At 75.3% G+C, this 12,068-nt stretch carries 7 protein-coding genes; 6 read left to right on the top strand and 1 reads right to left on the bottom strand.

All coding sequences use genetic code 11. From position 1 onward, the window contains the following. The first annotated feature begins 112 nt into the window (after positions 1 to 112). Positions 113 to 1,453, top strand: coding sequence for a VWA domain-containing protein (locus tag EDD90_RS35310; RefSeq protein WP_123976927.1), 1,341 nt, complete (start codon positions 113 to 115; stop codon positions 1,451 to 1,453). Between the two features lie 66 nt (positions 1,454 to 1,519). After that, positions 1,520 to 3,205 carry an FHA domain-containing protein gene (locus EDD90_RS35305; protein WP_123976926.1) on the top strand — a complete coding sequence of 562 codons (1,686 nt, stop codon included), beginning with the start codon at positions 1,520 to 1,522 and terminating at the stop codon, positions 3,203 to 3,205. A 92-nt stretch (positions 3,206 to 3,297) separates the two neighbouring features. Here the strand turns inward: EDD90_RS35305 and EDD90_RS35300 are convergent, their stop codons facing one another. Continuing rightward, positions 3,298 to 4,272 (bottom strand): methyltransferase domain-containing protein, encoded by a 975-nt coding sequence (locus EDD90_RS35300; RefSeq protein ID WP_123976925.1) that lies wholly within the window; start codon positions 4,270 to 4,272, stop codon positions 3,298 to 3,300. 79 nt (positions 4,273 to 4,351) lie between these two features. On the opposite strand from EDD90_RS35300, the gene EDD90_RS35295 reads away from it, so the two are divergent. The 4 genes from EDD90_RS35295 (at position 4,352) to EDD90_RS35280 (ending at position 12,065) form a co-directional block, all read left to right on the top strand. Further along, positions 4,352 to 4,756, top strand: a complete 405-nt coding sequence (locus EDD90_RS35295) for a globin (RefSeq protein WP_123976924.1) — start codon at positions 4,352 to 4,354, stop codon at positions 4,754 to 4,756. Positions 4,757 to 4,884: 128 nt separating this feature from the next. Next, entirely contained in the window at positions 4,885 to 8,166 is a 3,282-nt protein-coding gene (locus EDD90_RS35290) for an FtsX-like permease family protein (protein ID WP_123976923.1), read from the top strand. A gap of 1 nt (position 8,167) precedes the next feature. Further along, positions 8,168 to 10,915 (top strand): FtsX-like permease family protein, encoded by a 2,748-nt coding sequence (locus tag EDD90_RS35285; RefSeq protein ID WP_123976922.1) that lies wholly within the window; start codon positions 8,168 to 8,170, stop codon positions 10,913 to 10,915. A gap of 184 nt (positions 10,916 to 11,099) precedes the next feature. Further along, positions 11,100 to 12,065, top strand: coding sequence for an ABC transporter ATP-binding protein (locus tag EDD90_RS35280; protein ID WP_123976921.1), 966 nt, complete (start codon positions 11,100 to 11,102; stop codon positions 12,063 to 12,065). Positions 12,066 to 12,068: the final 3 nt, after the last annotated feature.

Raw genomic sequence — 12,068 nt, 5'->3', positions numbered from 1 at the left:
CAGTCACACGACTCACACCTGAGTCACACACTGAGCAGCACCCGCGGACCGGAGGGGACCGGTCCGCACACCGTCAGCACCCATGCGTGGGTGGAGGGGGACCAGAGCAGTCATGGCCAATTTCTCGAAGTCGAACGTGCCGCAGTTCTCGGTCGACGTGTACCAGAACGAGTACCTGCCGGACGGCGGCCGCGAGGTCAACGCGATCGTCACGGTCACGGCGACCGGCGGCGGCACCGTCGGGACCGCGGTCGGCGCGTCGTACGCACCCGGGCAGGGTCCGTCGGCCGGGGTGGCGATCATGGTCGACTGCTCGGGTTCGATGGACTACCCGCCCACCAAGATGCGCAACGCCCGGGACGCCACGGCGGCCGCGATCGACACCCTGCGCGACGGCACCCACTTCGCGGTGATCGGCGGCACCCACGTCGCCAAGGAGGTCTTCCCGGGCGGCGGGCGGCTCGCGGTGGCCGACCGCACCACCCGGGAGCAGGCCAAGCAGGCGCTGCGGAAGCTGAGCGCGGGCGGCGGCACGGCGATCGGCACCTGGCTGCGGCTCGCCGACCGGCTGCTGTCCTCGGCGGACGTCGGCATCCGGCACGGCATCCTGCTCACCGACGGCCGTAACGAACACGAGGCGCCGGAGGACCTGAAGGCCGCCCTGGACTCCTGCGCCGGACGGTTCACCTGTGACGCGCGGGGCGTGGGTACCGACTGGGAAGTGAAAGAAGTCACAGGGATAGCCTCGGCGCTGCTCGGCACCGCCGACATCGTCGCCGATCCCACCGGTCTGGCCGCCGACTTCACGCAGATGATGGAGACGGCGATGGGCAAGGAGGTCGCGGACGTCGCGCTGCGGCTGTGGACCCCGGTCGGCACCACCATCAAGTTCGTCAAGCAAGTGGCGCCCACGGTCGAGGAGTTGACCGGCCGGCGCACCGAGGCGGGGCCGCGGGCCGGGGACTATCCGACCGGCTCCTGGGGCGACGAGTCCCGTGACTACCACGTATGCGTGGAGGTCCCGACGGCCGGCCTCGGCCAGGAAATGCTCGCGGCCCGCGTCTCGTTGATCGTCCCGCAGCCCGACGGCAGCGTCCAGAACCTGGGCGCACAGGGGCTGATCAGGGCCGTATGGACGGACGACATGGTCGCCTCGACCTCCATCAACCCCCAGGTCGCCCATTACACCGGTCAGGCCGAACTGGCACAAGCCATCCAACAGGGTCTCGATCTACGCAAATCGGGCGATATGGACGGAGCAACCGCCAAACTGGGCCGAGCCGTTCAGCTCGCCAGTGCCTCCGGGAACGCGGATACTGCGAAACTGCTTGCGAAGGTGGTGGACGTGGTCGACGCCGCGACAGGTACTGTGCGATTGAAAGCGAAGGTTGCGGAGGCCGACGAGATGACTCTCGAGACAAGGTCCACAAAGACTGTTCGTGTAAAGAAGTGACCTAGCAGTACACGCAGGACACCCAGACAGGCTCAGGACGAACCTGACAGAGAGGGAAGCGCCGACATGCCGACCTGCCCGAACGGACACCAGTCGGGTTCCGACGACTGGTGCGAGGTGTGCGGTCACCGCATGGCCGGTGCCGTACCTCCGCCGCCCCCGCCGGCCTCCGGCGGCTACGGCTTCCCGCCGCCCGCGCCCGGCGCCCCGGCCGGCGGCCCCGGCGGCGGCCGCCATCTGTCCGCCGTGCCCAACTCGGGCGAGCCGGAGCTGTGCCCGCAGTGCCGTACGCCCCGGGAGGGCGGTGCGCCGTTCTGCGAGGAGTGCCGCTGGAACTTCCTCACCAACACGGCCACCTCGTACACCCCGGCCGCCCCGCGCCCGCCGGCGGGCGGCGCCGGCCCGGCCGCGCCGCGCTTCCAGCCGCCCGGCCCGCCGTCCTACGGCGGTGGCGGCGACTCGTTCGAGTACCAGGGCTCGCGTCCCTCGCAGGTGAACCGTCCGGCCGAGCCGATCCCGTCGTTCGGCAGCGAGCCCTCGGGCCCGACGCCGTTCGCGGGCGAGCGCGGCGGCCCGTCGGGCCCCCCGGCACCGCCCGCGTTCGGCGGCGACCGCGGCCAGTCCGGCCCGCCCCCCTTCGGCGGTGACCGGGGCCAGTCCGGCCCGCCGGCCTTCGGCAACGAGCGCGGTCCGTCGGGGCCGCCGCCCTTCGGCGGTGACCGTGGCCAGTCCGGCCCGCCGGCCTTCGGTGACGAGCGCGGTCCGTCGGGCTCTCCGGCCTTCGGCGGCGACCGTGGCCAGTCCGGCCCGCCGCCCTTCGGTGGCGAGCGCGGCCAGTCTTCTCCGCCGCCCTTCGGCGGTGACCGCGGCCAGTCCGGCCCGCCCCCCTTCGGCGGCGAGCGCGGCCCCTCGGCGCCGCCCCCGCAGTTCGGTGGCGCCCCCGGCCAGAACGCCGGCGGCCCGTCCGCCTTCGGCGGCGCTCCCGGCCAGGGCACCGGCACCGGCCAGGCCTCCGGCCCCTACACCCGCGACCCCTTCGGCGGCGGGGACCCGTCCCGGCCGCCGGTTCCGCCGCCGCCCGGCGGTCCCGGCGCGACCACCGGTGGCGCTCCCGGCGCCTTCCAGCAGTCGGCCCCGCCCGGATTCCCGCAGGAGACCACCAGGCCGCCGGCCGGCGGCCCGTCCTTCGGCGGGGGTGACGACGACTGGGTGATCTCCCCGCCCGGCCCGGCCGGGGGTCCGGCAGGCCCCGGCGCGCCCGCCCGGCCCGGCGGCTACGGCTACCCGCAGCCCGGCGCCACCCAGGCCCCGCCCGGCCCCGGCTTCCCACAGGCCCCGCAGGGCCCGGCGACCTGGACGGCGACGATCGGCCCGGACCGCGAGTACTTCATGGCGATGATGCAGCGCTCGGGCCCGGAGGCGGCCGGCCTCAACCTGCCCGCGTACTCCCCCGAGCAGCAGCGCACGCTCACCGGCAACCAGGTCACCATCGGCCGCCGCCGGCACTCCACCGGCGACACCCCCGACATCGACCTGTCGGTACCGCCGGAGGACCCGGGCGTCTCGCACCAGCACGCGGTCCTGGTCCAGCAGCCGGACGGCAACTGGGCGGTCGTCGACCAGAACTCGACGAACGGCACGACGGTGAACGGCGGCGAGGAGCCGATCCAGCCGTTCGTCCCGGTACCGCTGCAGGACGGGGACCGGGTGCACGTAGGCGCCTGGACGACGATCACCGTCCGACGAGGGTGAACATCCCTGCTCAGGGGCGCGGGACTGTAACGATGTGCGGCTCCGCCGCGTGGGCGCGACCAGCCCCCACGCGGCGGAGCCGAAAACGCACCTCAGACCGGGAGAGGCCAGACACACGGCCCCTCGCGGTCGTCCAGCCACACCCACTCCCTGTCTTTCTCGACGCTCACCCCGTACCGCTCCCGCCCGGGCATCCCTTCACGCACCCACACCGCGTACGCCTCGCGCGCAGTGAGCACCCCCTGGGTCAGCTCCAGCAGGAACCGGAACAACTCGTCCTCGAGAGCGCGTGACGGCACCCCGCCCAGATCCACGGTCTCCGTCGCCCTTCCCATCCCCCGCAACGGCACGAAGAACGCCGCCGACGGCAGAAACCTCCCCTCGGCGCACCCGCCTCGCACGGTCAGCGCCAGCAACCCCGTGGACGCCGGCGTGAGAATCCGCGCCCCCTCCGCGCACTGTCCGACCCACGCCCGCGGCACCCCCGGCACCGCGCACGTCGCGATGATCCGGTCGAACGGCGCCCGCTCGGGCACCCCCCGCGCCCCGTCCCCGGTGACCACCACCGGCCGGTACCCCGCCACGGCCAGATGCCGCCGCGCGGACTCGACGATCTCCGGTTCCACGTCGACGGTGGTGACGAGATCGTCGTCGCCCAGCCGGCGGGCCAGCAGCGCCGCGTTGTAACCGGTCCCCGCACCGATCTCCAGCACCCGGTCCCCGTCGCCCACCCGCAGCTCGACCAGCATCCGCGCCATCAGCGAAGGCTGGCTGCTGGAGGACAGCAGTTCGCCGTCGCGCAGCCGGGTGGCCAGCGGAACGTCCTCGTACGCACCCCGCACCCACCGTTCCCGGGCCGCGCGGTCGGGGCTCTCGCCCCACCGGCGCTCGTACCCCCGCTCCCCGGCGACGTAGTAGTAGGGCACGAACAGATGCCGGGGCACCGCCTCGAACGCCTCCCGCCAGACCGGTTCCCCGGCCCAGACCCCCTCCGCGTCGATCTCCCGCACCAGCTCGCCCCGCGCCACGGCGGCGAGCCCCTCGATGTCCGAGTCGTAGGCGCTCATGCGTCCACCCTAGGACCGCGGCCCCGCTGCGGGTCCTAAGCCTTACGTCCTGGGTCACCCCGTCTGAGACCATGTACGGGTGAGAGAGATTCGGCGCGGCACGCTTCAGGAGAAGACCTTCTACGAGCAGGTCGGCGGAGAGGAGACGTTCCGCCGGCTGGTCCACCGTTTCTACGAGGGCGTCGCCGAGGACCCGTTCCTGCGGCCGATGTACCCGGAGGAGGACCTGGGTCCGGCCGAGGAGCGGCTCACCCTGTTCCTGATCCAGTACTGGGGCGGCCCCACGACGTACAGCGACAACCGCGGCCACCCGCGGCTGCGCATGCGGCACGCCCCGTTCACGGTGGACCGGGCGGCGCACGACGCCTGGCTGCGGCACATGCGGGTGGCCGTGGACGAACTCGGTCTCTCCGAGGAACACCGGGAACAGCTCTGGAACTACCTCACGTACGCGGCCGCGTCGATGGTCAACACCCCCGACTGACGGCCCTCGGCCGACCGGTCACGATCCGGTCACGTCCGGTCCACAAACGCTTACCCGCGCTCGGTCCCCTCTGACAGCATCGCCCGGAGGTCCGGACGACCGGGAGGTCCGGACAACCGGGGGGTCGGGTGACGGGGTTCGTCCTGGCGCGGGTGCGGGCGCACCGCCTGCTGCTCGCCGCCGCGCTGCTCACCGTCCTGCTGACGACGGCGGTGCTGGCGGCCCTGACCGCCTACTCCGGCGCGATCGGCGACGCGGCCCTGCGTCACTCCCTGGACGACCCGCGCAACGCCGCCGACACCTCCCTGGTCGTCAAGGCCGAAGTTCCGTACGAGGGCCGTACGGCCGCGGACAGCGCCGTACGGAAGGGAGCGCGGCGGGTCTTCGACGGGCTGCCGCTCACCGTACGGACGCTGACCAGGTCGGGCCCGTACGCGCTGCCCGGACGGACCGACGGGTCCGGCGACCCCGACCTCACCTTCTTCGCGGCGCTGGACACCGGCCAGGTCCGGCTGGTGTCCGGCCGGATGCCGGGGCCCGCCGCCGGGACGGACGTGGAGGTGGCGCTCCCGCAGACGGCCGCCCGGCAGCTCCGGCTGCGGCCGGGCGCCCGCCTCACCCTCACCGACCGGCTCGACGGCCCCGCGGTGCGCGTACGCGTCACCGGCCTGTACCGCCCGGCCGACGTCACCGCGCCCTACTGGCAGCTCGACGACCTCCTGGGCCGGGGCATCAAGAAGTCCGGCTTCACGACGTACGGCCCGCTGCTCGCCGACCCCGCGGTGCTCGGCGGGCGCCGGGTCAGCGCGGGGACGTCGGCGTGGCTGGCGTCGGCCGACTTCGCCGCGGTGACCACCGGGCACACGGACACGCTGCGCAGGGCGGCCCGGTCGGGGGTCGCGGCCCTGCGCAAGGACCCCGCGCTGACCGGCATGACGGCGTCGACGACGTCCCTCCCGGACGTCCTGGACCGCGTCGACCGCTCCCTCCGGGTCGCCCGCTCGACCCTCCTGATCGTCACCCTCCAGCTGACCCTGCTGGCCGGCTACGCACTGCTGCTGGTGGCCCGCCTGCTGAGCGCGGAACGGCGGGAGGAGACACGCCTGTTGCGGGCGAGGGGTGCGTCGGGGATGCGGATCGCGGGGCTCGCGGCGGCGGAGGCCGCGCTGCTGGCGCTGCCCGCGGCGGTGTGCGCGCCGTTGCTGGCGGGGCCGTTGACGCGGTGGCTCGCCGGGGAGGGGGCGCTGGCGCGGATCGACCTGCGCCTGGAGGTTCCGGCGGGAGGGCGGGGGACGGTGTGGCTGGTGGCGGCGGCAAGCTCCCTGACCTGTGCGCTGGCGGTCACGCTGGCACAACGCGCTTCTTTCGGAGGCACAGAACTGTTTCGGCATGCGGCTGTACGACGCCCCGTAACGGGCGCGGGGAACGGCGCGACCAGCCCCCACTCGGCCGCAGGCACACTCCGGACCGTCCGCCCCCCTACCCTCGCCTCTTCCGCCAAGGCCGGCGCCGACCTCGGCCTCCTCACCCTCGCCGCCGTCGCCTACTGGCAACTCCGCCGGCACCCCGCCGGAGCCACCGACCTGGACCCCCTCCTCATCGCCGCCCCCGCCCTCGCCCTCCTCGCCGGCACCGTCCTCACCCTCCGTCTGCTCCCGCCCCTCGCCCGTCTCGCCGAACGCCGGGCCGCGGCCGGCCGGGGCCTGTCGTCGGCGCTCGCCGCCTGGCAGTTCGGCAGGCGCCCGGCACGCAACGCACCCCCCGTCCTGCTGCTCGTCCTCGCGGTGGCGCTCGGCATGCTGGCCATCGGCCAGGCCACCTCCTGGACCCGCTCCCAGGACGACCAGGCCGACTTCGCCGCGGGCGCCCCCGTGCGCGTACTGGCCGCCGGGGACGGCGGGCTCGGCCGTACCGACATCTACGCCGCCCTCCCCGGCGTACGCGCCGCGGCCCCCGCCGTGCGCACCACGCTGCCCCTCTCCGGCGACCGCACGGCGACCGTGCTGGCCCTGGACACGGCACACGCGGCGGACACCGTGCTGATGCGCCGCGACCTGGCGGACCGGCCGGTACGCCCGCTGCTGTCCGGCCTCGCCGCCGAGGGCGGCACGGCCGGGGCGCGGATCCCCGCGCACACGGCCCGCCTCGACCTGACCGCGTCCGTGCGCAGCTCCACCGGCCCGGGCACGTCCATCGACGTCACGGTCACCCTGGAGAACAGCTACGGCGTCCCCTACCGGCTCCCGTTCGGCCGGCTCCCCACCGACGGCCGCCCGCACGCCCTCACCCTGGACCTCACCGCCGCACCCGGCCCCGCCACCCTCACCGGACTCCAGCTGGACATGGCGCAGCCGGCCTACCGCGCCGAGCAACACCGCCTGCGGATCACCGGGTTGACCGCCACCGGCACGGACGGAACGGCGACCCGCCTGCCGCTCCCCGCCCCCTGGACCGCGTCCGCGCTCACCGGCGGCGCCGCCGTGGCCACCGCCGTCACCAGCCCGGGCCGGCCGCGCATCACCTCCACCCGCCCCCTCACCGTCGACTACGGCACCGGCTACCTCCCCGACGCGGACATCTGGACGATCGCCACCGTGACCATCCGGCTGTACGTCACCCAGCCCGCGCCGCCCGAGCTCACCGCCCTCGCCACCGACCGCTTCCTGGACTCGGCGAACGCCCGCCCCGGCGAACGCGTCGATGTGACGATCGGCGGCGAGACCCTGCCCGTACGGATCACGGCGGCCGTACGGGCGCTGCCGACCACCGGTGACGACGGCGGGGCCCTGCTGCTCGATCTGCGAGCCGTGAACCGGCAGTTGGCGGCCCGCTACGGGCAGGGCGCCGAACCGACCGAGTGGTGGCTCGGCACTTCCGCGCAGGCCCGGACGGCGGCCGCAGTGCGGGCGCTGCCGGACGTGGACCCGGGGGAGGTCGTCGTACGCGACGAGATCGACGCCCGGTTGCGGGACGATCCCTTCGGCGCCGGTCCGCAGGCGGCTTTCGTCGCGGCGGCCGTGGTGGCGGCCGCGCTCGCCGCGGTCGGCTTCGCGGTGAGCGCGGCCGGGTCGCTGCGAGAGCGGGACGCGGAGTTCGCGGTGCTGCGGGCCCTGGGCGCCCCGCGCCGCCGGCTGGCCCGGGCGGTGGCCGCCGAGCTGGGCGTGCTGGTGGGCCTGGCCCTGGTGGTCGGCGTCGCCCTGGGGACCGTACTGACGCGTGCCGTCCTGCCGTTGATCGTGCTGACCTCGCGGGCCACCCGCCCGGTCCCCGAACTGCGGGTCGGCCTCCCGCCGGGCCAGGTCGCCCTGCTGCTCGTCGCGGTCGCCGCCGCACCGCTGGCGGTGACGGTCGCCCTGAGCCGACGCGGAGCGAACCCGGCGAGCGCGCTGCGTGACCAGGGAGCCGAGTGAAGTGAACGCCCCCGTCCCGGCCCCCTGGGTCCGCACCCGTCTGCGGGCCGCCCCCGCGGCCGCCGCGGCCCTCGCCGTACTCGTCGCGCTCACCGCCTGTCTGGCCGCCGCCGTGCCGCGGGCGGTCGACCGTTACGAGGACGCGGGCCTGCTGCACGCCGTCCGCCAGGCCCGCCCCGACCGCACCACCCTCCAGATCACCGCGCCGCAGCCGGACTTCGCCCTCGCCTCCGACCGACGCTCGGCGGCCCTGCGCCCCGGGCCGCTCGGGCAGCAGTACGAGCGGCTGCTGAAGACCGTGCCGCGCGCCCTCCCCGTCGACCGCGCCCAGTCCGCGTACGGCGTCCGCACCACCGACAACCTGGCCGTCCCCGACCCCTGGCTGCCGCGTCCGAGCGGGCTGCCCGCGCGGGTGGCGCTGGTCGCACAGAGCGGGGTCGGCGCGCATGCCGCCGTCCGCGCGGGCCGGCTGCCCCGGGCCGGCGCCGACGTCGAGGCGACGACGGCCGGGGTGGAGGCCGCGGTCACCGCCGCCACCGCCGAGAGCCTGCACATCGAGGTGGGTTCGGTGATCCATGTGCCGGCCGTGGCCCGCGCGCCGCTCGCCGTCCGGATCACCGGCATCCTCGCCCCGCGCGACCCGGCGGGCGCCTACTGGTCGACCCAGCCGCTGCTGCGCACCCCGGCGCTGATGCGGCTGCCGACGCCGGGCCCGGACCCGGAGACGTACTGGCTGGGCGCCCTGCTGCTGGCCCCCGAGGCGGCCCCCGCGCTGCTCGGCACGCGCGGCGACCCGGTCCGCACCTGGTTCGTCGCCCCCGACACGGACCGGCTGCGCGCCCACGAGCTCGGCGCTCTCACCTCGGCGGTCGCGGCCCTCGAAGCCGGACCGGCACTGCAACGCGCCCGCGACCTCACCGACGCCGGTACCGAGATCACCACCGACCTCGACGAGGTGTTCGGCTCCTTCGCCCGGCTGCGTTCGGGGATCGGTTCGCTGGTGGCGGTGGCCGTCGTGGGCGCCGGGACGGTCGCCGTGGTCGTCCTGCTCATGGCAGGCGGGCTGGCCGCCGACCGCCGGCGTACCGAACTGGCCCTGCTGCGCGCCCGCGGCGCCTCCCTGCGCGGCCTCGCGGGCCGGCTGTGCGCCGAGACGGCCGTGGTCGCCGTGCCGGCGGGCACACTGGGTCTGGCGGCCGCGCTCCTCGCGCTCCCCGAGGGCCGTACGGCGTACGCGGTCACCGCCGCCGTGGCGGTCACCGCCACCGCCTGTGCCGCGCTCCCCCTGCGTGCCGCGCTCGGCCACCGCACGGTGCGGGTCACGGCCCCGCGCGAGGACGTGACGGGGCTACGACCGTCCCGGCGCCGTACGGTCGCGGAAGTGACCCTGCTGGTGCTGGCGGCGGCCGCGGTGGAGGCGCTGCGCCGGCAGGGCACGTCGGCGGGCCGGCTGGTCTCGGCGGCTCCGGTGTCGGTGGGGTTGATCGCGGCGCTGGTCCTGGTCCGCGTGTACCCGGTCCTGCTCCGTGCCGCCTCCCGCCCGGCCGCCCGCCTCCGCGGCCTTGTCGCCCCGCTCTCCCTGGCCCGTGCCGGACGCGCCCCGTCGGCCTCCTCCGTACTCCCCCTGCTGGCCCTGCTGACCGCGCTCACCACGGCGGCCTTCGGCGGCTCGGTACTGGCCGGGGTCGCCGACGCCCGCGATCGCGCGGCCCTCCTCACGGTGGGTGCGGACGCCCGCGTCGACGCGGCCTCGCCACTGCCGACGGGTCTCGCCGAACGGGTGCGCGTCCTGGGCGGGGTGCGTGGGGTGGCGGCGGTGAGCATCGCGTACGAGGCGAAGCCCGGGGACGGGCAGGACTCGGTGCCTCTGGTGGGCGTGGACCCGGGCGCATACGGGGAGTTGGCGGCGGGAACGGACCTCGGCCCCTTCCCCGTAAGGGAGTTGAGCCGCGCCCCGGGCAACGGGGTCCTGCCCGCGCTGGCGTCCCCCTCGGTCGCGACGACGTACGGCACCGGGCCCTTCCGGGTGCGTCTGGAGGACGGCGGCGAGATCACCGTACGGATCGCACTCGTCCGGCAGCGCACGCCTGCCGTGCCCGGTGCGGATTTCCTGGTCGTGGACCGGACGGGACTGGACGCGGCGGCGGGCCGGCCGACGTCGCTGCTGATCACCGGGGGCGGGGTGGACGCGGGGGCGCTGCGCGCGGCCACGACCGGGGCCGGGGGCGGGGGCGGGGGCGGCGTGACGGCCAGTGTCCGGGTGCGATCCGAGGAACGGGCGGCCTACACCGACTCGCCCCTCCAGTCCGGTGCGGAGCGGGTGTACGCGGCGGCGGTGGCGGCGGGCGCGGGGTACGCCGTGCTGGCCCTGTTCCTCGCCCTCCTCCGCGCGGCCCCCGAGCGCACGGCCCTGCTGGCCCGCCTCCGCACGATGGGCCTCACGAGGGCCGCGGGCCGCCGCCTGCTGCTCCTCGAATCGCTCCCCCAGTCGGTCCTGGCGGCGGCCGGTGGCACGCTGACCGGCTGGGCGACGATCCGGCTTCTGTCACCGGGGATCGAGCTGACGACCATCGCCCTGCCGACCGCACAACCGGCGCTGGTTCAGGCCGAGTTGCACATGAACACGTGGTCGCTGACGGCCCCGGCCGTGGCTGTGGTGGCGACGACGGCGGGTGTGGCGGGAGTTCAGGCGTGGTGGACGGGACGGAGAAGATCGACGACGGAACTGAGAGCGGGGGACGGCAGATGAGTCCGGCTGCGGGCCGGTGGGGGCTGGCCGCGCAGTTCCCCGCGCCCCTCAAGAGACATGTCTCAGCTGCGGGCATGCGTGCCGCCTGGGGCGGCACGGGTGGGCGCAGCGGCACCCTGCCGGCGCCGGTAAGCGTCCCCACCCCCACCCAGCCTCCACCCCGGCCAGCCACCCAGGAGACCCCATGACCACGGATCCCGACGCGCCCCCCACCCTCACCGACCTCACCACCCGCCTCACCGCATCCCGCACCCGCCCCGCCTACGGCCACGACGCCCTCATCTCCTGCGACCGCCTGGTCCGTATCTTCTCCGCCGACGGCGTCGAGGTGCAGGCCCTCCAGGGCCTCGACCTCCTCGTCCGCGAGGGCGAGTTGATGGCTCTGGTCGGCGCCTCCGGCAGCGGCAAGTCCACCCTCATGAACATCCTCGCCGGCCTCGACACCCCCACCGCGGGAGCGGCCCGCGTCGCCGGGCACGACCTGCTCGCGATGACCGCGAAGGACCGCCTCGCCTACCGCCGTGAAACCGTCGGCTTCGTCTGGCAGCAGACCGCCCGCAACCTCCTCCCCTACCTCACCGCCGCCCAGAACGTCGCCCTGCCCATGCAGCTCGCCGGCTCCGGCAAGCGCAGCGGGCGCGCCGGCCGAGCCCGGGAACTCCTGGAGTTGCTGGAGGTGGCGGACTGCCGTGACCGGCACCCGCAGCAGCTGTCCGGCGGCCAGCAGCAGCGCGTCGCGATCGCGGTGGCCCTCGCCAACGCCCCCGCGGTACTGCTCGCCGACGAGCCGACCGGCGAACTGGACTCCCACACCGCCGCCCGGATCTTCGACGCGTTCCGCACGGCGAACGAGCAGCTCGGCACGACCGTGGTGATCGTCACCCACGACCAGGCGGTGGCCGGCGAGGTCCGCCGCACGGTCGCCATCCGTGACGGCCGTACCTCCACGGAGGTGCTGCGCCGCAGCGAGGTCGACGCCACGACCGGCCATGAGACGGTGGTCGCCCGCGAGTACGCGATGCTGGACCGGGCGGGCCGGCTGCAGCTGCCCGCGGAGTACACCGAGGCGCTCGGCATGCGCGACCGGGTGGCCCTGGAACTGGAGCCGGACCACATCGGCGTATGGCCCGACGACAGCGGGGAGACGTGAGGA

This window comes from Streptomyces sp. Ag109_O5-1 (assembly GCF_003814875.1).
Classification (GTDB): domain Bacteria; phylum Actinomycetota; class Actinomycetes; order Streptomycetales; family Streptomycetaceae; genus Streptomyces; species Streptomyces sasae.
Note: the sequence above shows the minus strand (reverse complement) of the source record. Positions and strands in the feature narration are given on the sequence as shown.

Bases quoted from the DNA above. Each gene is read 5' to 3' on its own strand.
- EDD90_RS35300 (WP_123976925.1), bottom strand. From the start codon at position 4,272: ATGAGCGCCTACGACTCGGACATCGAGGGGCTCGCCGCCGTGGCGCGG.
- EDD90_RS35305 (WP_123976926.1), top strand. From the start codon at position 1,520: ATGCCGACCTGCCCGAACGGACACCAGTCGGGTTCCGACGACTGGTGC.
- EDD90_RS35280 (WP_123976921.1), top strand. From the start codon at position 11,100: ATGACCACGGATCCCGACGCGCCCCCCACCCTCACCGACCTCACCACC.
- EDD90_RS35310 (WP_123976927.1), top strand. From the start codon at position 113: ATGGCCAATTTCTCGAAGTCGAACGTGCCGCAGTTCTCGGTCGACGTG.